The sequence below is a fragment of the Bradyrhizobium sp. Ash2021 genome, from assembly GCF_031202265.1.
GTDB lineage: Bacteria > Pseudomonadota > Alphaproteobacteria > Rhizobiales > Xanthobacteraceae > Bradyrhizobium.
Genome location: NZ_CP100604.1, coordinates 1,103,692 through 1,128,026, shown reverse-complemented (window position 1 = coordinate 1,128,026; position 24,335 = coordinate 1,103,692). Strand labels below are relative to the sequence as shown.

At 61.7% G+C, this 24,335-nt stretch carries 21 protein-coding genes and 1 pseudogene; 15 read left to right on the top strand and 7 right to left on the bottom strand.

All coding sequences use genetic code 11. From position 1 onward, the window contains the following. Nucleotides 1-75: 75 nt before the first annotated feature. The 8 genes and pseudogenes from NL528_RS05280 (at nucleotide 76) to NL528_RS05240 (ending at nucleotide 8,524) form a co-directional block, all read left to right on the top strand. Nucleotides 76-1,239: an ABC transporter substrate-binding protein gene (locus tag NL528_RS05280; RefSeq protein ID WP_309181666.1), complete on the top strand. Its 1,164-nt coding sequence runs from the start codon at nucleotides 76-78 to the stop codon at nucleotides 1,237-1,239. Nucleotides 1,240-1,246: 7 nt separating this feature from the next. Continuing rightward, complete coding sequence (locus NL528_RS05275) at nucleotides 1,247-2,113, top strand: branched-chain amino acid ABC transporter permease (RefSeq protein ID WP_309181665.1); 867 nt, start codon at nucleotides 1,247-1,249, stop codon at nucleotides 2,111-2,113. A gap of 16 nt (nucleotides 2,114-2,129) precedes the next feature. Beyond that, a complete protein-coding gene (locus NL528_RS05270) occupies nucleotides 2,130-3,065 on the top strand; it encodes a branched-chain amino acid ABC transporter permease (RefSeq protein WP_309181664.1) in 936 nt (311 codons plus the stop codon). Next, complete coding sequence (locus NL528_RS05265; protein WP_309181663.1) at nucleotides 3,062-3,841, top strand: ABC transporter ATP-binding protein; 780 nt, start codon at nucleotides 3,062-3,064, stop codon at nucleotides 3,839-3,841. Before NL528_RS05270 ends, NL528_RS05265 begins: the two co-directional genes overlap by 4 nt. Continuing rightward, nucleotides 3,834-4,544 carry an ABC transporter ATP-binding protein gene (locus tag NL528_RS05260; RefSeq protein WP_334400070.1) on the top strand — a complete coding sequence of 237 codons (711 nt, stop codon included), beginning with the start codon at nucleotides 3,834-3,836 and terminating at the stop codon, nucleotides 4,542-4,544. Before NL528_RS05265 ends, NL528_RS05260 begins: the two co-directional genes overlap by 8 nt. Before the next feature lie 278 nt (nucleotides 4,545-4,822). Continuing rightward, a pseudogene (locus tag NL528_RS05250) lies at nucleotides 4,823-5,310 on the top strand (heme-binding protein). A 333-nt stretch (nucleotides 5,311-5,643) separates the two neighbouring features. Next, nucleotides 5,644-6,861 carry a serine hydrolase gene (locus NL528_RS05245; protein WP_309181660.1) on the top strand — a complete coding sequence of 406 codons (1,218 nt, stop codon included), beginning with the start codon at nucleotides 5,644-5,646 and terminating at the stop codon, nucleotides 6,859-6,861. A gap of 136 nt (nucleotides 6,862-6,997) precedes the next feature. Continuing rightward, complete coding sequence (locus NL528_RS05240) at nucleotides 6,998-8,524, top strand: ABC transporter substrate-binding protein (protein WP_309181659.1); 1,527 nt, start codon at nucleotides 6,998-7,000, stop codon at nucleotides 8,522-8,524. 15 nt (nucleotides 8,525-8,539) lie between these two features. Here the strand turns inward: NL528_RS05240 and NL528_RS05235 are convergent, their stop codons facing one another. The 4 genes from NL528_RS05235 to NL528_RS05220 all read right to left on the bottom strand — a co-directional run bounded on the left by NL528_RS05235 (nucleotide 8,540) and on the right by NL528_RS05220 (nucleotide 12,271). Beyond that, nucleotides 8,540-9,496 (bottom strand): oligopeptide/dipeptide ABC transporter ATP-binding protein, encoded by a 957-nt coding sequence (locus NL528_RS05235; protein WP_309181658.1) that lies wholly within the window; start codon nucleotides 9,494-9,496, stop codon nucleotides 8,540-8,542. Then, the gene (locus NL528_RS05230; RefSeq protein ID WP_309181657.1) at nucleotides 9,493-10,488 is read right to left on the bottom strand and encodes an ABC transporter ATP-binding protein; all 996 of its coding nucleotides are present in this window, start codon (nucleotides 10,486-10,488) and stop codon (nucleotides 9,493-9,495) included. Before NL528_RS05230 ends, NL528_RS05235 begins: the two co-directional genes overlap by 4 nt. Continuing rightward, the gene (locus NL528_RS05225) at nucleotides 10,485-11,261 is read right to left on the bottom strand and encodes an ABC transporter permease (RefSeq protein WP_375143984.1); all 777 of its coding nucleotides are present in this window, start codon (nucleotides 11,259-11,261) and stop codon (nucleotides 10,485-10,487) included. The genes NL528_RS05230 and NL528_RS05225 overlap by 4 nt, the downstream gene beginning before the upstream one ends. Before the next feature lie 95 nt (nucleotides 11,262-11,356). Then, complete coding sequence (locus tag NL528_RS05220; RefSeq protein ID WP_309181655.1) at nucleotides 11,357-12,271, bottom strand: ABC transporter permease; 915 nt, start codon at nucleotides 12,269-12,271, stop codon at nucleotides 11,357-11,359. 761 nt (nucleotides 12,272-13,032) lie between these two features. Here NL528_RS05220 and NL528_RS05215 point away from each other — a divergent pair. Next, nucleotides 13,033-13,308 carry a hypothetical protein gene (locus NL528_RS05215; RefSeq protein WP_309181654.1) on the top strand — a complete coding sequence of 92 codons (276 nt, stop codon included), beginning with the start codon at nucleotides 13,033-13,035 and terminating at the stop codon, nucleotides 13,306-13,308. Nucleotides 13,309-13,819: 511 nt separating this feature from the next. On the opposite strand, the gene NL528_RS05210 is transcribed toward NL528_RS05215, so the two are convergent. Beyond that, complete coding sequence (locus NL528_RS05210; protein WP_309181652.1) at nucleotides 13,820-15,406, bottom strand: porin; 1,587 nt, start codon at nucleotides 15,404-15,406, stop codon at nucleotides 13,820-13,822. Between the two features lie 368 nt (nucleotides 15,407-15,774). Here NL528_RS05210 and NL528_RS05205 point away from each other — a divergent pair, with 368 nt between their 5' ends. Then, the gene (locus tag NL528_RS05205) at nucleotides 15,775-16,257 is read left to right on the top strand and encodes a MarR family transcriptional regulator (RefSeq protein ID WP_309181651.1); all 483 of its coding nucleotides are present in this window, start codon (nucleotides 15,775-15,777) and stop codon (nucleotides 16,255-16,257) included. A 32-nt stretch (nucleotides 16,258-16,289) separates the two neighbouring features. On the opposite strand, the gene NL528_RS05200 is transcribed toward NL528_RS05205, so the two are convergent. Continuing rightward, a complete protein-coding gene (locus tag NL528_RS05200) occupies nucleotides 16,290-17,426 on the bottom strand; it encodes a dienelactone hydrolase (protein WP_309181650.1) in 1,137 nt (378 codons plus the stop codon). A gap of 413 nt (nucleotides 17,427-17,839) precedes the next feature. Between NL528_RS05200 and NL528_RS05195 the strand changes: the two genes are divergently transcribed. Continuing rightward, complete coding sequence (locus NL528_RS05195) at nucleotides 17,840-18,838, top strand: glycoside hydrolase family 16 protein (RefSeq protein ID WP_309181649.1); 999 nt, start codon at nucleotides 17,840-17,842, stop codon at nucleotides 18,836-18,838. Then, a complete protein-coding gene (locus NL528_RS05190) occupies nucleotides 18,828-20,297 on the top strand; it encodes a GH1 family beta-glucosidase (protein WP_309181648.1) in 1,470 nt (489 codons plus the stop codon). Before NL528_RS05195 ends, NL528_RS05190 begins: the two co-directional genes overlap by 11 nt. 34 nt (nucleotides 20,298-20,331) lie before the next feature. Here NL528_RS05190 and NL528_RS05185 read toward each other — a convergent pair whose 3' ends face one another. Then, complete coding sequence (locus NL528_RS05185; protein WP_309181647.1) at nucleotides 20,332-20,568, bottom strand: hypothetical protein; 237 nt, start codon at nucleotides 20,566-20,568, stop codon at nucleotides 20,332-20,334. Between the two features lie 98 nt (nucleotides 20,569-20,666). On the opposite strand from NL528_RS05185, the gene NL528_RS05180 reads away from it, so the two are divergent. From NL528_RS05180 to NL528_RS05170, 3 genes are all read left to right on the top strand, one after another. After that, nucleotides 20,667-20,987, top strand: coding sequence for a hypothetical protein (locus NL528_RS05180; RefSeq protein WP_309181646.1), 321 nt, complete (start codon nucleotides 20,667-20,669; stop codon nucleotides 20,985-20,987). Between the two features lie 222 nt (nucleotides 20,988-21,209). Beyond that, complete coding sequence (locus NL528_RS05175; RefSeq protein WP_309181645.1) at nucleotides 21,210-21,929, top strand: outer membrane beta-barrel protein; 720 nt, start codon at nucleotides 21,210-21,212, stop codon at nucleotides 21,927-21,929. Nucleotides 21,930-22,180: 251 nt separating this feature from the next. Then, nucleotides 22,181-24,325 carry a HAMP domain-containing methyl-accepting chemotaxis protein gene (locus NL528_RS05170; protein ID WP_309181644.1) on the top strand — a complete coding sequence of 715 codons (2,145 nt, stop codon included), beginning with the start codon at nucleotides 22,181-22,183 and terminating at the stop codon, nucleotides 24,323-24,325. Nucleotides 24,326-24,335 lie beyond the last annotated feature (10 nt).

Sequence of the window (24,335 nt, the reverse complement as noted above, 5' to 3'; positions counted from 1 at the left end):
CAACAGCCAGGCGAAGGGTCAAAGGTGGCACTTTGTTTGCATGCAAACGACAACCGATCAGGGAAAGGGATGCAGATGCTTCAAGATTCATTCAAGAGCGCGATCGTCGGCGCGGCGGTCATCTGCCTGTCCGCGGGCGTGGCACGTGAATCGAAGGCCGCCGCTGCGAGTTGCGCATCGCCGATCCCGCTTGGTCTGACCACCGCCCTCACCGGCAATCTGGCGTTGCTCGGCACGCAGGCCCGCAACGGCGTCGAATTCGCTGTCGATGAAATCAATGCCAATGGGGGGATTGCCGGCAAGAAACTCACCCTGACGACGGAAGACACCGGTGCATCCAGCACCGACGCACTCAACGCGATGAATCGTATACTCGAAGGCAAGCCGCTGATTATCTTTGGATCGATGATCAGCCCGCATATTTTCGCCCAGACCGAGGGTGTCACCAAATCGGAGACGCCGTTTCTTGTCGGCGCCACAAATGCCAAGGTCACTGCGCAAGGCAGCAAGTGGCTGTTCCGGACCCATGTCCATGACGGCCAGCTGGCCGATCTCATTCCCGAATATCTGGTGAAATCGCTCGGGAAGACCAAGCCCGGCATCATGGCCGTGGCAGACGATTACGGCCTTGGTGCTTCCAAGGGCATTCAGGCCGCGCTCGCCAAACTCAACGCGACGCCGGCGGCGGTGACATCATATGCCCCGTCCGACAAGGACATGAGCGCGCAGCTTCTGGAAATCAAGGACAAGGGAGCCGACAGCCTGATCCTGTTCGGCCGGCCCGCCGACGTGACGCTCGTGATCAAGCAGATGAACGATCTCGGCATCAAGCTGACGACGATCGGAAACGCCAGCATGGTTGCGCAGACAACGCTCAATAATCTGTCGGCGGCAGAGGCCGACGGCGGCTATGCCATCGGCGGCATGATTCCGCAAACATCGACCGACACCAAAATCCTGGATTGGGCGAAACGAGTGCAGGAAAAATACAAGGTGCCGGCAGACAATTTTACCGTCTCGTACTACGACACCGTCTATATGCTGAAATCGATCATCGAAAAAGTCGGCTGCGACAAGCCGGCGATACGTGACGCATTGGCGGCCACCAAAGACTGGAAAGGCATGTTGATTGACTACCAGGCGGACGCGCGGGGCGACCTCGCACACACGCTTGGCATCTACCGCAACAAAGGCAAGACACCGGAGCTTGCCGGGCCGATTAAGGAAAGCGGATTCTAAATCCTTCATGGGCCAGCTCGTCATCAACGGTCTTGCACTCGGGAGCATCTACGCTCTCGTCGCCCTAGGCCTGCTGCTGATCTTCAACACCGTTCAGATCGTCAATTTCGCCCAGGGACAGCTCCTGATGCTGGGGGCGTTCATTGGGATCAGCAGCGCTGTGACGCATGAATTGCCGGTCGCGATGGCATGGATCATCACCATGGTGGCAATGGCCTTCGTCGGCATCGTCTTCATGGTTCTGGTTTATTTTCCGCTCCGCGGGCGACCGCCCTTTCTGGTGATCCTGACGACGATCGCCATGGGGATCGTTCTGGAGAACCTCGCGCTGATCATCTGGGGACCATTGCCGGTGTCGATGCCCTCCCCGGTCCACGGCGCCCCACTACGATTTTCCGGCGTCGTCATTTCCATGCATCAGATTTTTATCTTCGTGACACTAGCGGTAATCCTGCTGCTGCAATTCCTGCTGCTTACAAAGACGCGGTTCGGCATCTTGATGCAGGCTACCGCGCAGGACCTGCACACGGCCCGCCTGGTCGGAATTCCCGTCAACCGCACCATTGCAGTGGCCTTCGCGCTCGGTGCGATGCTTTCCGGCGTGGCCGGCCTGCTGGTGGCGCCGATATTCCTCGCCGAACCCACCATGGGGGGCAGCTTGGGCCTGAAGGGATTTGTCGTCAGCGTCATCGGCGGCTTCGGCAACCTGCCGGGGGCCGTCATCGGCGGGCTCTTTCTCGGGTTGATCGAGACTTTCGGCGCTCGCTACATCTCGTCGAATTTTCGCGACGCCTATGCCTTCATCGTCATGATCGCCGTACTGGTCGCATGGCCGCGTGGCCTGTTCGGCGAAAAGAGCAGCGAGAAGGTGTAAGTTGAAGACCTCGAGCTTGAAGACTCGGATCGCCCACGCGCTGTTCGCCATTGCCGTGCTGACGATTCCATTGGCGGCCCGTGATGGCTACATCATTCAACTGCTCAACATCGCCATGCTTAACGCGATCGTGGTGCTCGGTCTGAATTTCGCGACCGGCTGGACTGGCCAGATCAACTTCGGCCAGGCGGCCTTTTATGGGCTCGGCGCCTATACCACTGCCATTGCCACCAAGGCCGGTCTGCCCTGGATCTCAACACCGTTCCTTTCGGTGGCGGTCGTGGTCGCCGCAAGCCTCGTACTCGGCCTGCCGACGCTGCGTCTGCGAACCTACTATCTCGCCATGACCACGATCGGCTTCGGCGAAATCGTACGGTTGATTATCGTGCATTGGGAGCCGGTCACGGGTGGCACCTCGGGCTTGCGAGCGATACCTGGCATCAGCCTGTTCGGCTTCGGTCCGCAAGGACAGATTCAGCACTATTACGTGTTGATCGCCGTACTGGCGGTCGCTGTGCTGGTTGCGGTGCGGATCAGGCATTCGGCGCTCGGCCGCGCCATGATTGCGACAAAGGATTCCGAGATTGCCGCCGAACAGAGCGGCGTCGACACCACACGAACCAAGCTGCTCGCCTTCATCATAGGCGCGATCTACGCCGGCCTGGCCGGCTGCCTGTATGCGTCCTCCATCCGTTTCATCAGCCCCGACAGCTTCTCCGGAATCCAGGCCGTCCTACTCATGACGATGCTGATCGTTGGCGGCATGGGCTCGATTGCCGGCTGTATCATCGGCGCGGTGGCGCTGACGCTTTTGCCGGAGGCTCTGCGGTTTCTCGGACAATGGTACCTGGTGCTCTATGGTCTCGGCGTCATCGTCGTTATCGTCCTGGCTCCCGGCGGTCTCGCATCCATTGCCTCCACGATCCGGCTTCGCCTTGCGGGGGCGCGATGAGCGACCGCCCGATCCTCGCCGCGCGTGGCGTGACCAAACGGTTCGGAGGTCTTGTCGCGCTGGATGGCGTCGATCTCGATATTCCGCGCGGCGTTGTCCAGGCGATCATCGGACCGAACGGCTCCGGCAAGACCACACTGCTCAATGCACTCAGCGGCGCCTCGCATGCCGATGCCGGTTCGATTCAAATCGACGGCCAGGAGCTGTTCAGACTTAAGCCACATCGAATCGCACGGCTTGGGCTTGCCCGTACATTTCAGAACATCCGGATCTTCAATAACCTGAGCGTGATCGAAAACGTCAAGGTTGCCGGCGCGTGCAACACGCCAATATCCCTGTTTGGCATCGTCACAGAGAATGGCCGTCAAAAGCAAAATGAAGCGGAGATCGAGCACCGCGCGCGCGAGGCACTGGAGGTCGTCGGCCTCGGCGGCCGTGCCAATGATCGGGCTGCACAACTGCCTTACGCCCAGCAACGATTGCTGGAGATTGCGCGAGCGCTCGCGTCTAAACCTGACGTGTTGCTGCTCGATGAACCGGCGGCCGGCATGAACATGACCGAAAGCATGAAACTGCTTGGCACGATCGCGGACTTGAAAACCAGCGGCATGACGATCCTGCTGGTCGAGCACAATGTGCGCCTGGTGATGGGCATCAGCGACCGCGTGGTGGTGCTGGATTTCGGCAAGAAGATTGCAGAAGGCACGCCAGAGGAGGTGCAGCGTAATCCGAAGGTTATCGAGGCCTATTTGGGCAGGCGGCACCGGCATGCTTAAGGTCGAAAACCTCAGGGTTTCCTATGGCCATATCGAAGTGCTGAAGGGCATTTCCTTTGATGTCGATCCGGGCGAAATCGTGGCCCTGATCGGCGGCAACGGTGCCGGCAAGACCACGACGCTGAGTACGATTTCCGGTCTGCTCCGGCCGACCTCGGGCAAAATTACCTGGAAAGGCGAGACGATAAATGGCGCGGCCGTGGAGAACATCGTCAGCGCCGGCGTCGCCCATTGCCCTGAAGGTCGTCGTATCTTTCCCGGCCTCACGGTGCGCGAGAATCTGATCACAGGCACGGCATCGCGCTCTTACAGGAAATCTGAAATCGAGGCCGATCTGGCGCTGGTGCTCGACCTGTTTCCGCGCCTGAAGGAGCGTTTCACGCAGGGCGGTTGGTCGCTTTCCGGCGGCGAACAGCAGATGCTGGCCATCGGCCGCGCGCTGATGAGCCGCCCCAGCCTGCTGATGCTGGACGAACCATCGCTCGGATTGGCACCCATTGTGATTGAACAGGTGTTTGACAAGATCCTGGAACTCAACAAGCGTACCGGCCTCAGCGTCCTTCTGGTAGAGCAAAATTCGGCGATGGCGCTCGATATTTCCGCGCGCGCCTTCGTGATGGAGACCGGCACAATCACACTGTCCGGGCCATCAGCGGCCCTTGCCGACGATCCGCGGATTCGCGAGGCATATCTTGGAGGCTAACTCTTGCAGCGGTTGGATCGGATGCGATCAACAACAACTGCCTCGCCTGCCACTCGGCCGACCATGTATTGAACCAGCCTTGGCTGTCCCGGGCGGCCTGGCAAGAATCCGTCAACAAGATGATCACCGCCTACAAGGCTCCTGTCAGCCCTGACGACGCTAAAGCGATCGTGGACTATTTGGTCCGCACCAAAGGCGCTTCATAGATCCGGTAACACAAAGCTCGCAGCGATCGCATTCTCGCGCCGCAAACTTCAACGAAATGAAATCAGCCCGCCATGACGAAACTTGGAATGAGTGTTGGGATCTTGGCAACGGTCTTCTGCCTGTCAGCCGAGGCACAGACCGTCAACGTAATGACCCTTGATCAAGCCGGAGCCCAGACAGTCCTGCACGCCGCGAATGAGAGCGCGCAGCAGCGGAATGCGCCCTCGGCAATCGCGGTGGTCGATCCTGCCGGCGATCTGCTTGCTTTCCAGCGGATGGATGGTGTCCGCCCGGCAAGCGCGGACCTCGCCATCGACAAGGCACGAACGGCTGCGCGGCTACAACGGTCGACGGCGGAGATCGAGGACGACATTATCGAGGCCGAACGGCATTCGTCACCGCCGGCATCGCGGCACTGCGCGGCGGCGTGCCGATACGCGTAAACGGCGAAGTCGTGGGCGCGGTAGGTGTTTGCCGGCATGAGCAAGGGGATCGACGCCGAGATCGCGAACACCGCGGCGGCGGCGCTGAGCCCCTTACCGAAGACAGATCAGCGTAGGTGACGGAGTTACAGTTCGCTCCTTGCACGAACGTCGCGTCCTCATCAGTCTTGCGCGTGCGTCCCATCCAGATTCGAAACTCGGGCCATAGCAAGCGCCCACCATCTCGTTATGGGCGGTGCTGATGGCCTACCTGTCTCTGCCACCCCCCTGGGCGTCGCGGCCACCGGTCTTGCGCCCGCAGACCTGTGCCGCGCCATCGGACGGTAGGCAATTACAGTGGGATGGTGTAGGCGGTCAGGACACACTTCGGCGAACATCTTGCTCAATCCGTCGAAGCCGGAGGTCGGCCGGCGGCCGGGCTCCTGAAGAATCCTGATTGAAGGAAAGTCATGACCTCTCGTCGTTCCAGCCTCCGTGGACCAACCAATCAATCTGACCAGGACGCGAATCCGGCTACGGCCTATTACCCCGATGCGACGTGGCAGCACAGGACGCCTTCAGAGTCAGGTGTCCGTCCCGACCTCCTGAAGCAGGCGATCGATTTTGCAGTCGCCGGGGAGACGAAGGCACCCCGCGACCTGGTGATGAACCATTATCAAACCTTCGGCCGCGAGCCGTTCGGCTACGCGATCGGGCCGATCCAGGAACGCGGTGATCCGACTGGAATCATCATTCGCAAGGGCTACATCGTCGCTGAATGGGGAGATCCGCTCAGGGTCGATATGACTCACAGCGTAACCAAGAGCTTCCTTTCCAGCGTCGTCGGAATTGCCGTCGAGCGGGGCATGATCAAGAGCGTCGATGACGCAGTAAGGGATTATGTCCCACCGGTGCAGCTCTACACCCCGCCTTCGACCACCAACAAATCGGATCGGCTCAACGCGTCCGATATGCTGTTCCCGTTTGAATCGCCGCACAACCGCACGATCACCTGGGACGATCTGTTGCGACAGACCAGCGACTGGGAAGGCACGCTGTGGGGCAAGCCGGACTGGGCGGATCGGCCTGGCGACAATCCGGCGGAATGGGGGACGTTGCCGCGCAACAAGCCGGGCACTTTTTATAAATACAACGATACCCGCACGAATGTGATGGCGCTCGCAGCCCTCAACGTCTGGCGGCGCCCGCTGCCGCAGGTCCTGAAGGAAAACATCATGGACCCGATCGGCGCCTCCGGCACCTGGCGCTGGTTCGGCTACGAGAATTCCTGGGTCGTTCTGGATGGCACCGTGATGCAGTCGGTGACCGGCGGCGGGCACTGGGGCGGTGGCATGTTTATCAATGCCTCCGACATGGCCCGCTTCGGCTACCTCACGCTGCGTCGCGGCAAGTGGAAGGATCGTCAACTGCTCTCGGAGCGATGGATCGATCAGGCGCGCACGCCGACCAAGCCGGAGCCGATCTACGGCTATATGAACTGGTTTCTTAACACTGACCGGAAGCGCTGGCCGAGTGCTCCGGCCACCGTTTTTGCCCACGTCGGCAACGGCACCAACATGGTCTATGTCGATCAGGAGCACGATCTCGTGGCCGTGGTTCGCTGGATCGATCCTGAGGCCGTCGACGGTTTCCTGAAGCGGTTGCTGGCGGCCGTCGACCAAGGATAGATGGGCGCCATCGCTTGGCAAAGACCGCCGTGGCGGCAGGGGCCGCAGCCAGGATGATGGCATGCGGGTTGCTTCTGTTCCGCGACGCCGTATGTTTCTGCGTCGTCTGCTTTTTTCGGAGTTGAGAGGACAATAAATGCGATCGGATACCTGGCTCCGCGGCCTGCTGCTGGCCGCCTGCACGACACTGGCAATGGCGGCCCCGGCGCTGGCGCAAAAATCGGCGGACACGCTGCGCATCACCTGGCGCGACGCCATTCCCGATGTCGACCCCTACTACAATTCGCAGCGCACCGGCATGGTGGTGGCGTTCCACGCCTTCGACTGCCTGGTCTATCGCGATCCCGTCACCATGGAGATCAAGCCTGCATTGGCGACGTCGTGGAAGCAGGTCGATACCACCACGATCGACTTCACCCTGCGCGAGGGCGTGACGTTCCAGAACGGCGACCCGTTTACCGCCGACGATGTGGTCTACACGATCAACGACATCATCCACGACAAGCAGGTGGCAATCCCGGCCTATTACACATCCTATGCCGGCGCCGAGAAGATCGACGACTTTCACGTGCGCCTCAAGCTGACCGGTGTGTCGCCGGCCGTGATGGAATATCTGGCGATGGTCACGCCGATCTGGCCGAAGGCCTATCGCGAGAAAATCGGTGCCGATGCCTACGCCCGGGCTCCGATCGGCACCGGCCCCTACAAGATCACCAAGGTCGACGGCACCACCGAGATCGATATGGAGCGGTATGACGGCTACTACGCCGGCAGCCCCAAGGGCCGGCCTGCCATCCGCTATATCAAGATCCACGAAGTGCCCGACGCCACTACCGAGCTGACCGAGCTACTTGGCGGAAAAGCCGATTGGATCTGGGGCTATAATGCCGACCAGTTCGCGAATATCGCGCGGATGCCAAATTTGAATTCAGTGCGGTTCGGCACCATGCGAGTCCATTTCGTGACCATCGACGCCGCCGGCCGTTCAGGCGCCGACAATCCGCTGACCAAGCTGAAGGTGCGGCAGGCGGTCATCTCGGCCATCGACCGCGCCACGATGGCCAAACAGCTGATCCAAGGCGATTCGCAGGTCATCGACACGCCGTGTTTCCCCAGCCAGTTCGGCTGTGACGTAGCCGCCGCCGTGAAATATCCGTACGATCCGGCCAAGGCCAAGCAGCTTCTGGCTGAGGCCGGGTATCCCAACGGCTTCGATACCGAGCTGGTGTCTTATGCAACACCGCAGGTCGGCGCGGCCTTGCAGAATTATCTCAAGGCTGTCGGCATCAACCTGCGCATCCAGCAGCTCCAGATCGGCGCGGCCATCCAGCTGGCGGAAGCAGGCAAGGCACCGCTGTATTCGGGGAGTTGGGGCAGCAATTCCGTCAACGATGCCTCGGCGTTCATGCCCTATTGGCTCGGCGGCGGATTGAACGACTACGCGCGCGATGCCGATGTGCAAAACCTGTTGAAGCAGGCCGGGGCCAGCATCGATCCGGAGCTGCGTCGCCAGGCCTTTAGCGAGGCGATCCACCTGTCCACGGAGCGGGTTGATTTCGTGCCGCTGTTCAGCGACGTCCGCTATGTCGCATTTTCAAAGCAGTTGAATTTCCAGGGCTTCCCGGACGACGTGCCGCGTTTCTATCTGTCGACCTGGAAATAGCGACTGGCGCCTGCCCTATGCCGGGATCGCCAGCAGACATTCGACCAGACGGCCATCCTTGCGGATGTTGTCTGGCATGGTAGCGGCGCATTTCGCCAATGCGCTCGGGCAACGCGGGTGGAAACGACAACCCGGCGGGATATTGGTGGGATCCGGGTAGGCGTCGCCCAGACCGACATCGGGAATGCCGAGAGCCGGATCCGGTGTCAGCACGGAGGCCAGCAGCGCCTGTGTGTAGGGGTGCGTGGGGGTGCGGAACAGCTCCTGCGCCGGCGCCTGCTCGACGATCCGGCCGAGGTACATCACCGCCACTTCCGTGGCGATGTATTCCACCACCGCCAGGTTGTGGCTGATGAAGAGATAGGTCAGTCCAAGCTCCCGCCGCAATTCCGCCAGCAGGTTGAGAATCTGCGCCTGCACGGAGACATCCAGCGCACTGGTGGGCTCGTCGCACACCACGATGCGCGGGTGCAGCACGAGGGCCCGCGCGATGGCCACACGCTGCCGCTGGCCGCCGGAGAGCTGGCCCGGCATGCGCTCGGCCATCTCGCTGGAAATTCCAACGCGCGCCAGCATCTCCATGACGCGATCGGCCTGCCGCGCCTTCGGCAGATTGCCCTGGGAGGCCAGCGGCAGACCGACGATGTCGCGAATGCGCTGGCGCGGGTTGAGCGAGGAGTACGGGTCCTGAAACACGGGCTGGATCAGTCGGGCACGTTCGCGCCGATCCATGCCGGTCAGGCTGCGTCCATCCACCAGAATCTCGCCCGAGGTTGGCGGCAGCAGGCCCATGATGAGACGGGCAAGCGTTGACTTGCCGCAGCCGGACTCGCCCACCACCCCCAGCACATCGCCCGCCGGGAGCGAGAACGTCACCCCGTCCACCGCGCGCACCGGGCGACGGGCACCCGGCATGCCGCGGCGCTGCTGGAATTCGCGGTACACGTTCCGAACTTCGATCGCATGGGTCATGCCGCGGCAGCTCGCTTCCAATCCGGCGGCAGCCGGCAGAGATAGCAATGATCACCGCCGGCGTCGCGCAGCGGCACGGTCCGGTCGCATTCCGGCGCAGCCAACGTACAGCGGTCGCGAAACCCGCAACCCACGAAGCCCGGCGCTATGCGAGGTACCACGCCCGGAATGTTGCCCAGCGGTTCGCCAGTCTGCGTCGTGCCGGGCACGGGAATGCAGTCCAATAGACCGCGCGTGTAGGGGTGCGTGGGCGCGGCGAACACCTCAGCCACGGTGCCGGTTTCGATCACCTCGCCCGAATACATCACCGAGACGCGCTGCGCCATGCGCGCCACCACACCGAGATCATGCGTGATCAGCAGCAATGCCAGTCCCAACTCCTGCTGCAGCTTCTGCAGCAGCCGCAGGATCTGCGCCTGGACCGTCACATCGAGAGCCGTTGTCGGTTCGTCGGCGATCAGCAACTCTGGATCGCACATCAGCGCCATGGCGATCATCACCCGCTGGCGCAGGCCGCCGGAGAGCTGATGGGGATATTGCCCGAGGCGCATTCCCGGAGCGGTAATGCCCACGCGCGCCAGCAGTTCGGCCGCCCTGTCCATGGCTTGCCGCCGCGTGGCCCGGCGATGGCGTTCGAAAACCTCGGACATTTGCGACCCGATCGTGTAGGCCGGGTTCAGGCTCGTCATCGGTTCCTGGAAGATCATCGCCATCTTGTCGCCGCGCAGCCGCGCCATCTGACGCTCCGACATGCCCAGCAGATCCTGGCCCTGGAAGCGGATGTGATCTGCGGTGCGGCTGATCCCGCGCGGCAGCAGGTTCATCACCGACAGCGCCGTAATGGATTTGCCGCAGCCGGACTCGCCTACCATGCAATGGGTTTCGCCGCGTCCTACCGCGAGCGACAGGCCCCGCACCGCTTCGGTACGCCCGCCGATGGACACCCGCAGATTGGCGACGGTGAGAACCGGGTTTGGTACGACGGGTGTCATCGCCGCAGATCCGCCCCGAGCATGTCCCGCAGCCCGTCACCCAAGAGGTTGATGCCGAGCACCAGCACGAACAGCGCGACCCCGGGGGTCATGATCACCCACGGGCTGAAGAACATGTATTCCTTGGCTTCGGCGATCATCAGCCCCCAGCTCGGCAAAGGCGGCGGCACGCCCAGGCCGAGAAATGACAATGCCGCTTCAAGCAGGATCGCCAAGGCCATTTCCAGCGTCGCCACCACCACCAGGTGATTGGCTATATTGGGAAGCACCTCGCGCACCAGAATATGCACTTGCGAGGCGCCGGCGGCGCGGGCGGCGGCGATGTAATCGAGGTTGCGCACCTGCATCGTGGTGGTACGAGCCACCACGGCGAACCGGTCCCACAGCAACAGCCCGAGCGTGAGGATCACCACCGCAAGCGAACTGCCAACCAGCGCCACCACTGTCAACGCCACCAGGATCAGCGGGATCGACAGCCGGCAGGTGATCAGGAACATCACAGCGTCGTCGGTCCGCCCGCCATAGAACCCGCCGATGATTCCGACCGTGATGCCGATAAGGCCGGATGTGATGACGGTCAGCACGCCGATCAGCATGGAAATGCGCGTGCCGTAGATGAGGCGCGACAAGTAATCCCGCCCGATCTGATCCGTGCCCAACAGATGCTCCGGCTGGCTGCCATCCATCCACACCGGAGGAATGAGGCGGAGGTTAAGATCCTGCGCGAATGGATCATGCGGCGTCAGATAGGGCGCGAAAATCGCGACCAGCACCGCGGTCCCAACGATCACCGCGCCCAGCAGCGTGGCGAGGTGACGAAAGGCAGGTAACCGTCGGCGGCCCGGCCGGGCTTGTGCGATCAAAACACTCATCCGCGCAGCCTTGGGTCGAGCACCGCATTCATCATGTCCGCCAGCAAGGTCAGCACGATGTAGATGACCGCCAGGAACAGCACGACGGCCTGTACCACCGGAAAATCATTTTTGATAATCGATTCCCAGGCCAGATAGCCGACGCCCGGCAGCGCGAACACCGACTCAATCACCACGGACCCTCCCAACATGAAGCCAAGCTGCACGGCCGCGATCGAAACGACCGGCATCGCCGCATTGCGCAAGGCGTGCTTGAGGATGATCTTCGGCCGGCTTAACCCCTTCGCGCGCGCGGTGCGAATATAATCCGCTGCCAATGCGTCGATCATTCCCGAGCGGGTCAGGCGCATCAGCGCCGGGATCGCCGAAAATGCCAGCACGATCCCCGGCATGATGTAGCCCTGCCATGTGTCGACGCCGGAAATAGGCAGCCATTGCAACTCCAGTCCCAGCAGGACGATCATGACCAGACCGAGCCAGAAGCCCGGCATCGCCTGCCCCAGCAGTGCCACCATCATGATGCCTCGGTCCATCGCCGAGCCCTCCCGCACCGCCGCCAGAATGCCGAGCGGCAGGGCGACCAACAGCGCGATAGAAAGGCCGGTCAGGCCAAGTGTCAGAGTGACCGGCAATCGGTCGCGGATCAGTCCCCATACCGGGACATGGTAGAGGAAGGATCGGCCAAGGTCGCCCTCGGCAGCGTGGCCGGCCCAATCGAGAAACTGCACCACCAACGGCCGGTCGAGGCCATAATTCCTGGTAATGATCGCGATGTCGGCCGCACTGGCGTTCGGACCTGCGATAGACGCGGCCAGGTCGCCGGAAAGGCGGGTCAAGATGAAGCTGACGACCAGAACGGTCAAGCACACCGAGGCGGCCAGCCACAGTCTGCGAACGATAAACAAGGCCATAGTCGAGGACTACGATAGCGCGCGGGTCGCTGCAAGATCAGATGTAGAACCATAGCAACGGCGACATCCGCATCTGCCTGTGTTTTCTGCATGTGCACGCAACGTGCTCGCCAATTTGCCCAAGCCTATAGCAACGACCGCCGCCCTAGGGGGCCGCCGAGAGTCGCGACATCAGCTGCGCTCTGGCCGAACTCATGCGCCCCTCGAGGGCTGCGCCTTCGTCCAGGGGAATGGGCCAGAACGGATCGACGTGAAGCGCGATCTTTCGATCCGGACATCTGCGGTGGCGCCAGCCAACAGTCTCATTGCACCGAGTTCATCTGGTAGTGATCGGCCGCCGATCGTCGCGCTGGAATGTAAATGTTTGTAAACACTAACACTGAGAGAGGGATGCCCGTGTCAAGCAGTGCGAAAATAGCCGCCGAAGATCGGTCGACCGTGTACAGCTTACTGGCGAACGCTGCCTCTCGCGCGCCGCAGGCAACGGCTATCACCTTTCTGCCGTCGATGGAGTCCCAGCCGATAGGTCTTACTCAGGGCGCTTTCCTGTCTCGCCTGCATCGCACGAAGAACGCATCGAGGATGGGAACGAGATAGCTCCGGCCAAGGTCGATTGGCGCGCTCAGTCGGATCGGTCCTGATATTTTCTCCATGCCCAGCCGAAAGAGAGCTTCCAGTTCGTCAGCTTCCGCCAACAGGCGCCTTGCCCCTTGAACTAGGAGTCGCCCTTCGTCGGTCAAGCTGATGGCGCGTGTCGTGCGATGCAAGAGCGCCGCTCCGTGGTATTTCCAACCAAGCGAGCAAAGCGAGCCGTGCGGCAATTTCGCATTCAACTGCTTGAGGACGTCATCAATGCCGCGCACTCGACTTTGGCAACGCAGTTACGCGTGGAATACGTCTGTGGCGCGCGCGTGTCCTCCCTTCTCCAAGGCTGCTCTCTCGGTGACCTCGACATGGTCTCACTGACGTTGACGTTCCGCGACACGAAGAACGGCGACGACGTTCCCTGTGCGCTGCCCAAGCAACAGAAATCCTAAGTCAGGCCGCTCCATTGGTAATGGAGAGGTCGACAGTTCAATCCTGTCTGGCAGCACCATTCACTCGATCCCAAAACTTTTGTCCGGTTTGCCCGACCGCCCCGATCGGGCCTGGGCCGCCCGCCGGCGGGTCCAGCAACGGACCGGCTTCAACCTTGCTTGCTGCGTCAGCGCCGCCAAGGGGATCGCATGGGCCGGGACGCCTGCGCCAAAACGAAAAACCTCCGGCAGGGCATTGCCGGAGGTTTCGGAGGTTTAGCATCAAGTAGGTTATGTCTCCTTGAAGCCTGCCATTTTAATACCTTAGAAAATTACCTGAGTAAATCATGTTTTTTTGCTCGGCTCCCATGAGCAAATGCGACAGCGCAAAGCCGCACGCATTACCGGCGCGTTGCCGGAGCGGGCCAGCATTGGCATTTGCCGCGACGACAGCGGCGTCACACGCATCAAGCAACGAAAAACCCCCGGCAGTTTCCTGCCGGGGGTTTCTCAAAGTGTCAGGCGATCGGGATCAGAAGTTACGCTGAGCGCGAACGTTGAAGCTGACGGTGTCCTGGTCCTTGTACTCGTAAACGGTGGTCGGCTTCGGAGCCGTTGCAGCCAGAGTGGCGGCGCCCGCGAAGTTTTGGTCGAGGTGGAACCACATGACTTCAGCCGAGAACGTCAGGTTCTTGACGGGGGTCCAACGGGTGACCACACCGAGCTGCGAGACGTTGTAGTCCGGATTGCAAACGAAATCCGCAGATACAGCCTTGGCCGGAGTAGTGTAGACCGCACAGAATTGCGCCTTGGCAGTTCCGTCATAACGGACAGCCGAGTAGCTGCCGAACAGACTGGTCGACCAGTACGGATCCCAGTTGTGGTTGAACGCACCACGGACACCGTACGCCGTGGTCAGATGGAGCGATCCATCGCCGCCGAAGATTGTCGGCAGATAGACGGCATCCGTCGTCGCACCGAATCCGACGCTCTGGTAAGCGCCTGCACGGTTGGTGTTGCCGAACATCGCGAAGCTGGGCGAGGCCGAGCTGGTGGAGATCACGTTCTTCGTGTCACCCTTAGCCCAGGTCGCGTCGATCTTGAAGTCGTCGCCGGGACCGGTCGGGATATTCTTGATCTGCAGGGCAGCCATCACCGAACCGCCCCACTTGGTGTCGGGGTGGCCAGAGATTTCCGACAGAGCGTTCGGAGAAGCGCCCGCGACGCCAACAACGCCGGTCGGAGCCACGACCGCGTTCAGGATGTTGTAGGAGCCGGAGACTTCATGCGCTGCCGCCGAAATCTGGAACAGACCCCATGCCTGGTCGACGCGGAGGTTGCCGACGACGTCGGGAGCATGCACGCCGGCGTAAGCGTTGGCGATAGCGCCGGTCGAACTGAGTCCCGTCGACAGGTTGGCGACAACCGTGCGGTTGAACACGGTCGGATCGTCGAGACCGATGGTGCCCGACACGCCGTTGCCGAACTGGGCGGTGTACTGGATGTTGTTCACGCCGGTGACAGTGTCATGACCGCCGAGCAGGAACGACGAGTTGTTGCCCGGATAACCGTTCCACGGCGTCGCGTAAGCCGAAGACGACTTACCGAAGGTGAAGCCGGCGAACTGGATGAACACGTACTCAACCGCGACGTAACCTTCGCCGGGCTGGTTCAGCAGGCCGGTATTGGTGCCGGCGGCCGGAGAAGCCGTGAAGTTAGCCGGGTTGGTGGTGTTGTTGCCCTGGGTCGTGAACTGGAAGTCAGCCTGACCGAAGGTGCGGACGACGCCGTATTCGGTGGCAGTGCGGGTATCGACCGTCAGCGCCATACGGGAACGGGCGGCGAAGTAATCGCGATAGCGATTGCCCTGGCCGAGATCGCCCGACCACGCCGGCTGATCGTAGATGCTTCCGTTGAACGTGGTGTCAATGCGCAGATAACCACCCAGCTTGATGCAGGTGTCGGTGCCCGGGATGTAGAAGAAACCAGCTCCGTACAGGGAGCAGACCCTCACGTATTCGACCGCTTTGGCCTTTACGGGAAGATCGGCCGCCTGAGCCCCACTCATGGCGATAAGACCCGCCGCTGAGCCGAGGATAAGGCTCTTAACCATCTTCATGTTAACCTCCAAATTGTTCTTCGCATTGCAACATGCAAAGCGGATTAGACTGCCGTCGAAAAAACGTTGAAGATCAACGCATCTTCAAGCTGGTGGACTTCAGCGAACCACCTGAGACGAGACGGTTTGAGGCGCCCCCCTCCGTCACGAGAAAGTTATGCATGTGCTAATTAGATAATCAAATTAGTTTATTCGCTCAGCTATTGATTAAGGCGCCGATGTGACTTTTTGGCAACTGGCCCGCCGCACCGTCTTCAGCAGAAAATTCCCGGCGAATACCGTGTAAATTGCTGCAGATAGCCGATTTACTCGTGTCGTTTTTGTCGAACATCCGTTAAGGGATGACGAGAACCCGAGTACGGCGCCCAATGGATGAGTCCGCCAAGAAGAATCAGGATGTCATTCGGCGATTCGCCTGGGAAATCGCCTCGATCAGTGCGCACCTGGAGGAACTTCGCCACTTCTGGGCCAAGACCCTCGGTATCAGCGGTCCGCAATGGATGATGATCGTGGCGCTGGCGGATCTCGACCAGGGCGACGGCGCACCGGTCAACGCCGTTTCGAAGATGCTGCATGTCGATCCGTCGTTCGTCACGACGCAATCGAAGCTTCTCGAGAAAAAAGGCTTCATCCGCCGCAAGCCCTCGAGCGAAGACGCCAGGATCGTCAAGATGTCGCTGACGGACAAGACCTACAAGCACCTGGCAAGCCTGGCGGCGCAACAGGAAAGCCTGAACGAATTCATTTTCGCGGAATTCAGCGCCGGCGAAGTCGACGAGCTGACCGGCAAACTGGCCACGCTCAAAAAACGCCTGGAGAAAGCCTGTCTGAAAGTCGCCATCGATTTCTGAGGCGTTTCGGAAGACCGACGCGCTAGGATTCTTTAGGATTCTTGCGGCTGGCGATCGAAGCTGACGCACCCCGTTCCCAGCCGGGAGGCAATCCAGTCGAAAATGAACTCGTTCGCCAGCGTCGGATTGTCGATGTGGCCCTGGGCGGCCGCGGTCTCAGCGCGCTCGAAGATTTTCAGCGTGACGTCGCGGCGGTCGACTCCGAGCTGGTCGGCCAGCTCGGTCACGCGATCGGTCTTGAGCCAGCCTCGGCCGCCAACGGTGATCAGCAGCGGACAACGGATGTTGCGCAGGATGCGGCTGGTTTCGGGGCTCCAGCCGGTGTCGTCACCTGCGGACGCCATTCGCCGCTTCAGGAACGCCTGCTCGTGCAAATCCCAGATGCCGCCATCGCAAACGGCCGCAGCAAAACGCGGATCGTAAGCGATACCGCGCGCGACAAAGGATGAACTCCAGCCGTCGCCAAGGATCGCGATGCGGCCGTCGTCGACGTCGTCCCTGCCGACCAGGTAATCCATCACGGGCTCGATCGCCGATTCGAGCTTTTGGTGACGCATCAGCTGTTCGAATGGCAGGCCGGTCTCGTCACCGAGAACGTCGACCGCGAGCAGCGAAATTCCGCGCTCGAAGGCATGGGGCGCCAGCTTGAAGAGATATTCTTCCTTTCGATGCCCGGGCTCGCCAATGCAAATGACGACCGGCGCAGGACCTTTCGTGGCGTGCGCAGGCAGATAATAGCCCTGCAGCGCGAATTCACTCAGCCAGGGAATGGAGACGACTTCGCCGCGAGGCCGGCGGTGGCGCAGGTAATTCGCGGCGCATTCGCGCATCGCCGATACCGCGGCCCGCTGTTTGTCCGGCGCAAGGTCGAAAGGATAGGCGGCCGCGGAATAGTAGTTCAGCGCACGAAGCCAGTTGCTTCTCGCCGTAACCAGATTGCCCGCGGCAAACGCCGCAAACCCCCGGTCGTTGTTGGCGTCCGCCGTCTTCGACCATTCGTCGTACCAGCAATCGTCGTCCGTGAAGTCGATGCGGCTTGCGGTCAGCCAGCATTCGGAGACCGTCGAGCCGCCTTCCTGGGCCGCGGCCAATAATCGCATGAACTCGAGCGAGAGGTCCTCCCGCTCAGGCCAGCAGATCCACCCATCGCGGTTGAGATCGAACCTCATGCGGCAAGCCGGTTGCGTGCGGATGAGGCCGGCCGTGAATGCCGCAATCCCGGCAAACGATTGACGGCGGCGAGCAAAGGCGCATGCGCGATGAATGTTTCAGCCGACTTCAACACGCCCAGCCTCTATGCTTTCACTGCGAGATAGAAGCCTGCCCGATTCCGTGCAAGTCACATCGTTGTGCGAACCTGCCGCGCATAGCGGGGTTGCTTGCGCGAGGGAGCACAAGCAACGAGGGACCGCGACAGCTCGTCGCTATAAACGTGAAAGCCTTGATATTCTGCAGTAAGATCGCACTGTTGTTTCTCGTTGTTTCTCGTTGTTTCTGGTTGTTTCTGGTCGGACGGAGGTGGCAGCATGACAGATGAAATGTCAGATGACCTGCCACCGCGCGCACGAAAGGATCCTCAGACGTGACGCCGCAAGTCCTGGTATTGATCGCCGGTGTCTTGCTTGCCGCCCCGGCATTTGCACAAGCCGATCTTGTGGCGGCGCCGGCCGGGCTCACCCTGCAGGTGACGACCGATCCTTCCAGCATCATGTGCCGTCGCATCGAAACGCTGGATCCGGCATCGTCAGCTTTTCTGCCGTTGCATCGGACCTTCCACGATGGCTTCGACACCCATCCGCTGTCGACCGGAAGATGGGTACCCCACTACGCCGGCGGCGCCGCCTGGCCGGAAGCGCGCTACTGGGGCGGCGACGGCTCCGATTTCAAACGCAAGACCAGCGCCAACGGCGAACAGCAGATTTATGTTGATCCCCGTTACGGCGGACGATCGACCACGCCGCTCGGGCTGGACCCGTTCAAGGTCAGGAACGGCGTTCTTTCGATCGTCGCAAGGCGGACACCGGCCGAGCTCAAGCCGGTCCTGTTCAACAACGAGTACATCTCGGGCATCCTGACGACCCAGGGCACGTTTTCGCAGAAATACGGCTACTTCGAACTCCGCTCCAAGATACCGGTCGGGATCGGCGTCTGGCCCGCGTTCTGGCTGCTCGCCGATGACGGCGGCTGGCCGCCCGAAGTCGACGTCATGGAAGGACGCGGGCAGCGGCCCGGCGACCTCGTGATGACGACGCATTGGCGGATTCCGACCGGCCGCATCGAATCCTGCGGGTTCGACTTTGCCTTGCCGGACGCTGCGACCGAATTTCACGACTATGGCGTGCTATGGATGCAGGATCGCATCATCTATTACATCGACCGCAAGCCGGTCTCGGATATCAAAGTGCCGATCGGCTTCAACGATCCGATGTACATGATCGTGAATCTGGCGATGGGTTCGAAGGATTTCGGCGGCGTGGGATTCGTCGATGGCCAATCGCCCGCGACGGTCGCCTTCGAGATCGACCGGATCTCCGTCTATCAGATCGACGCCGTTCCGACGGGAGAAAAGGATGTTCGGTAAGTTCTCGCGCCGGCAATTTGCCAGGCTTGCCGGCCTTTCCGCACTCGGCATGGCGACATCGGCCAGGTCTGCGGACAGCGACGCCAGGCCGGTATCCGACCGCCGGCCTGCTGCCGGCTTCCCGAAAGACTTTATATGGGGCACCGCCACCTCGTCATATCAAATCGAGGGCGCTGTCGACGAAGACGGCCGCGGCCGTTCGATCTGGGACACATTCAGCCATACGCCGGGCAAGATCGCGGACGGCAGCAACGCCGACCGCGCCAACGATCACTATCATCGCTACAGGCAAGACGTCGGCCTGATCAAGCAACTCGGCGTCAAGGCCTACCGGTTTTCGATCGCGTGGCCGCGGGTCTTTCCGGAAGGCACTGGCGCGCCGAATCCAAAGGGCCTCGACTTCTATGACCGCCTGCTGGATGAGCTGCTGAACAACGGGATCGAGCCCTATGCGACGCTGTATCACTGGGACCTGCCGCAGGCGCTGCAGGATCGCGTCGGCGGCTGGCAATCCAGCGACACCTCCAAGGCGTTTGCGGATTATGCCGGCTATGTGGCGCAGCGCCTGACCGACCGCGTGAAGAACATCTTCACGATCAACGAGGCCGGCCGTTTCCTGAACTTCGGCTATGGCTGGGGTATCGACGCCCCCGGCCTCAAACTGCCGGTGGCAGAACTGAACCAGGCCCGCCACCACGTCGTGCTGGGGCACGGCCTTGCGGTGCAGGCGATCCGTGCGCACGGGCGCGCCGGCACCAAGGTGGGTTTCGCCGAAAACATCGCGGCCTGCGTGCCCGCGATCGATACGCCGGAAAATGTTCGCGCCACCGAGATGGCGACGCGGGAGTTGAACGCAGGCATTCTGAGCGTGATCCTCGAGGGCCAATACACCGAGGGATTTCTGGAATATTCCGGTGCGGCCGCCCCCAAATTCACCGCCGATGAGCTCAAGATCATTGCCTCACCGAACGATTTCGTCGGCCTCAACATCTACGCGCCGCAATTCTACATCGCGGCCTCCGACAAAAAGCCGGGCTGGACCGTGCTGCCCTTCCCCGTCTCGTTTCCGCACATGAAGTCCGAATGGCTCCGCATCGGCCCGGAGGTGATCTATTGGGCGCCGCGGATTGCCGCGAATATCTGGAACCTCGACACGATCTACATCAGCGAGAACGGAACCTCCTCGGAGGATAAACCGGCCGCCGACGGCCAGGTCTACGACCTTGACCGCGTCATGTTCCTGCGCAACTACCTGACGCAATTGCAGCGCGCGACCGCCGAAGGCGTGCCGGTCCGCGGCTATTTCCTGTGGAGCCTGATGGACAATTTCGAATGGATATTCGGGTTCGAACAGCGCTTCGGGCTGTATCACGTGGATTTCGACACCCAGGCGCGCCTGCCCAAATTGAGCGCGTCGTTCTATCGCGACGTCGTCGCGCGCAATGCGATCGGCGCCTGAAGGCGCGCGGCCGGAAGGCCGGCGCCGGCCAGCTTCATTCATATCGCGCCGCTTGCCGTATCGGGATCGAAGCCTGCTCGAGGGCGGGATGCTTCCTGTCCATTGCCACAGTCGCGGCACCTTCATGCGCCAGATTCCGCGATGATTCGTGGTTCATGAACACGCCTGCGGCGCCGACCATCAGCACAACATAAAACGCGAACATGCCGCCGACCCATCTCCAGTAGAGATCGCACTCGACGGGGGTAAGACTTTCGATTAACCGGCGCATGCTCGCCTCCTGAAGGGAACGAATACGCGCCGTATAGACTGCAACCAACGCCTGATATGTGACGCACGGCACAGATGCCGCGTCAAAACGGAGAACCAGTGACCGGGGCCGAACTAAAAAAACTTCGCGAAGATCTCGGTGAGGCCGTCGGCCGGCCGCTGGCTGTTGCCGACATGGCAAAACTGTGCGGGTTGCCGGCCGCCGACGGCGCCACCACGATCCGCAAATGGGAAGTCACCGGCCCGAGCGGCCCCGTTGTCCAGCTGCTTCGCATCCTGGCGATGGCCAGCGATCGCTACCCGATCCTCGAGATGTTCAACGTGTTCGACCGCCACGACGTGCCCGAGAAGGAGCGGCCGGCGCGCCGGCAGGCGTTCCGCGAACAGATGCGCAGCGACGTACGGCGTCGTCTTGGCTAAGGGATGGGCTACAAGAAGCCCGCGGGGCTTCCGAAAATTAAGCCTTCCTTCAGCTTTGATTAGGCCTTCGTTAAGTACAGAAAACGTTTGTTTGCCAACAGGTTGGGTTCTCATTCGGCGTGACCGGCCAGTGACAGCATTTTATTCAAATGCTGGCTATCTGCGCGCCACGGATGGCGCCGGCACGCGGCGTCTCCGAACGATTTTGCCGGAGACCAGACCATGAAGAAATTCCTGCTTGCCACTGTGGCGCTCGCAGCCCTCGGCGCGCCGGCGCTCGGCGCCGATCTCGGCGCGCGCCCGTACTACAACAAACCGCCGGCCTATGCCGCGCCGCTCTACAACTGGACCGGCTTCTATATCGGCGGTCACGTCGGCGGCGCGTTCAGCGGCAGCAATACTTTCAATGGCCTCGTGCTCAGCGACTACAGCGCCCGCCTGATGGGCGGCGTGCAGACCGGCGCCGACTGGCAGTTCGCGCCGAACTGGGTCGTCGGCGCCGAGGGACAGTACTCCTGGCTCAGCCGCAACAATCTCAACGCGTTCTTCCCCGCCGGCCTCGCCTTCACCAGCGACCAGCGCGCGCTGGCTTCGATCACCGCCCGTGTCGGCTATACCTGGGGCCCGGGTCTCGTCTACGTCAAAGGCGGCTACGCCTATTCCGATAACCGCGACACCCTGACGCTTGCAGGCGCGCCGGTCGCTTTCGCGCTCGATACCGACCATCGCAACGGCTACACCGTCGGCGCGGGCGTGGAATACATGATCACCCAGAACTGGTCGGCCAAGGGCGAGTATCAGTACTATAATTTCGGCGACACCCGCTTCGTGATGCCCGCTGTGCTGGTGCCGTTCGGCAGCTTCCACAATGACGAGCACACGCTGAAGCTCGGCGTCAATTATCGCTTCAACTTCGGCGGCCCGGTCGTCGCGCGCTACTGACCGGCTACTACCATAACTTGCAGAAGGCCGGCTTTCACGCCGGCCTTTTGCGTTTGGGGTCGTGGCGCGAACGACGTCCTGCAGCCGCATCGCGGCTTGATTCCGACTCGCGGAAAAACCCCGACCAAATCGAAAGAACTCCGCTTGAAAATCGCGTAAATCCGTCCCGTTTTCCCGAGTTTATTAACCCGGTACCGCGATACTGCCGCCCGAGGATTCATCCAAGGGTAGTGCGCACGGGGCATCGGCAAATGGCGTTACAGTTCAGAATCGGCAAACCAAAACTCAAAGGCTCCCGCTTTCCGCAGATGGGGGTCAGGGGCAGCCTGTTTGCCGCCTTCGCGGTCATCGCTAGCATGGCGATCGTGATCAGCGTCGGCGCCGGCTTCGTGTTTGGACAGCTCGGCGGCGCCATGGTCGATCTGAGCGGGCGCGACATTCCCCGTCTCGCCGCCAGCCTGCAATTGTCGGCGCAGAGCGCCAGCCTTGCCAGCCAGGGACCGGCGGTGCTCGCCGCGCGCAGCGAAGAGTCGCTGTCCGAACGCTCCAGGAAGATGAAGGAGACCCAGACGCTCGCGCTGCAAAAGCTCGGCGAGATCGTCGAACTGGGGGCCGACAAGACCGTCGTTGCGGCTCTCACCGAGACCGTGAAGAACATCGATGACATGATCAAGAGCCTGGGCTCGGCTGCACGCGAGCGGCTCGACGTCGCGGCCTTGCACGAGCAGCAATATAACGCGCTGCGCAAGGCGCAGACCGACTTCGTCGCCGCCTCGAGCCCGGCGATGATGGACGCCGAGAGCCAGATCAACGCGATCCTGGGATCGGCCAATCTTTCGACCGACGACGCAACCGAGGCCGCGCGCACGGTCGAGCAGCTCGGCAATGTGATCGCCAGCACCAATTTGATGGCCTCCGACATGACGGCGGCGCTGACGGCCAATAACAGCGACGCGCTCGAGGCCATCGAGAAGGAATTCAAGCAGACCCAGGCGCGCGTCAAAGCGAACCTCGAACAGCTGCCGAAGAATGCCGGCACCAAGGCGCTCAAGGAGGCGGCGCTGAAATTGCTGGCGCTGGGCGAGGGCAAGACCCGCGTCTTCAAGATCCGCCAGCAGGAACTCGACGCCGCCGATTACGGCGAGACCATCCTGGAAGAAACCCGCAAGCTCAATGTCGGCCTCGGCATCAGCGTCCAGCAGCTGGTCGACGGCGTGCAGAAGGAAACCGACGCGTCGACCTGGCAGGCGCGCCAGCAGATTGCTTTCGCCACCAAGGTGATGCTCGCGCTCGGCACGCTGACGCTGGTCGGATCGATCCTGTTCGTCTGGCTCTATGTCGGCCGCAATATCCTGCGGCGGATCCGCAGCCTGCAACGCTCGATGCAGCTGTTGTCCGGCGGCGACCTCGAATCGGAAATCTATCACAGCCATCAGCGCGACGAGATCGCGTCGATGGCCAACTCGCTGCAGGTGTTTCGCGAGAGCATGATCGAGGCCCGCGCGCTCACGGCCGATCAGGACAAGGACCGCACCGCCAAGGCCGAACGCACCTCGCGCATGGAGGCCCGGATCGTCGAATTCGAATCGACCGTCCGCAACGCGCTGGACAGTTTGCAGACCGCGGCCGGCTCGATGCAGACGACCGCGCAAAGCATGTCCGCGACCGCCGATCAGTCCAGCGCGCTGGTCAGCGCGGTGGCGTCGGCCGCCGAGGAAACCTCCGTCAACGTGCAAACCGTGTCGTCGGGCACCGAACAGCTCTCCTCCTCGATCTCCGAGATCGGCCGTCAGGTCGTCACCTCGGCGGAAATCGCCCGCAAGGCCGTGGAAGAAGCCGGCGCCACCGATGCCACCATGCAGGGCCTTGCCGATAACGCCGCCCGCATCAGCGTGGTGGTCGACCTGATCCAGACCATCGCCTCACAAACCAATTTGCTGGCGCTCAACGCCACCATCGAAGCCGCGCGTGCCGGCGACGCCGGCCGCGGATTCGCCGTGGTCGCTTCCGAAGTGAAGAGCCTCGCCAACCAGACCGCGAAGGCGACCGACGAAATCCGCCAGCAGATCGTCAGCATGCAGACGGTGACGAATTCGGCGGTCGGCGCCATCAGGAACATCAGCAGCACGATCAGCGAGATCAACGACGTCACCACCGCGATCGCAGCCGCGGTCGAGGAGCAGGGTGCGGCGACGCGCGAGATCGCGCGCAACATCCAGCATGCCGCCGGCGGCACCAGCGAGGTTTCCAGCAACATCGTCGGTGTCAGCAGCGCCTCGACGGAAGCCGGAACCGCCGCCAGCGAGGTGCTGAACGCCTCCGGCGCGCTGCGCCGCGAAGCCGAGGTGCTGCGTGCGGAGATCGACGCGTTCCTGGAGAATATCCGGGCGGCCTGAACGGCTTGCT

Bases quoted from the DNA above. Each gene is read 5' to 3' on its own strand.
- NL528_RS05280 (WP_309181666.1), top strand. From the start codon at position 76: ATGCTTCAAGATTCATTCAAGAGCGCGATCGTCGGCGCGGCGGTCATC.
- NL528_RS05275 (WP_309181665.1), top strand. From the start codon at position 1,247: ATGGGCCAGCTCGTCATCAACGGTCTTGCACTCGGGAGCATCTACGCT.
- NL528_RS05265 (WP_309181663.1), top strand. From the start codon at position 3,062: ATGAGCGACCGCCCGATCCTCGCCGCGCGTGGCGTGACCAAACGGTTC.
- NL528_RS05260 (WP_334400070.1), top strand. From the start codon at position 3,834: ATGCTTAAGGTCGAAAACCTCAGGGTTTCCTATGGCCATATCGAAGTG.
- NL528_RS05245 (WP_309181660.1), top strand. From the start codon at position 5,644: ATGACCTCTCGTCGTTCCAGCCTCCGTGGACCAACCAATCAATCTGAC.
- NL528_RS05240 (WP_309181659.1), top strand. From the start codon at position 6,998: ATGCGATCGGATACCTGGCTCCGCGGCCTGCTGCTGGCCGCCTGCACG.
- NL528_RS05235 (WP_309181658.1), bottom strand. From the start codon at position 9,496: ATGACCCATGCGATCGAAGTTCGGAACGTGTACCGCGAATTCCAGCAG.
- NL528_RS05230 (WP_309181657.1), bottom strand. From the start codon at position 10,488: ATGACACCCGTCGTACCAAACCCGGTTCTCACCGTCGCCAATCTGCGG.
- NL528_RS05220 (WP_309181655.1), bottom strand. From the start codon at position 12,271: ATGGCCTTGTTTATCGTTCGCAGACTGTGGCTGGCCGCCTCGGTGTGC.
- NL528_RS05215 (WP_309181654.1), top strand. From the start codon at position 13,033: ATGCAAGAGCGCCGCTCCGTGGTATTTCCAACCAAGCGAGCAAAGCGA.
- NL528_RS05210 (WP_309181652.1), bottom strand. From the start codon at position 15,406: ATGAAGATGGTTAAGAGCCTTATCCTCGGCTCAGCGGCGGGTCTTATC.
- NL528_RS05205 (WP_309181651.1), top strand. From the start codon at position 15,775: ATGGATGAGTCCGCCAAGAAGAATCAGGATGTCATTCGGCGATTCGCC.
- NL528_RS05200 (WP_309181650.1), bottom strand. From the start codon at position 17,426: ATGAGGTTCGATCTCAACCGCGATGGGTGGATCTGCTGGCCTGAGCGG.
- NL528_RS05190 (WP_309181648.1), top strand. From the start codon at position 18,828: ATGTTCGGTAAGTTCTCGCGCCGGCAATTTGCCAGGCTTGCCGGCCTT.
- NL528_RS05185 (WP_309181647.1), bottom strand. From the start codon at position 20,568: ATGCGCCGGTTAATCGAAAGTCTTACCCCCGTCGAGTGCGATCTCTAC.
- NL528_RS05175 (WP_309181645.1), top strand. From the start codon at position 21,210: ATGAAGAAATTCCTGCTTGCCACTGTGGCGCTCGCAGCCCTCGGCGCG.
- NL528_RS05170 (WP_309181644.1), top strand. From the start codon at position 22,181: ATGGCGTTACAGTTCAGAATCGGCAAACCAAAACTCAAAGGCTCCCGC.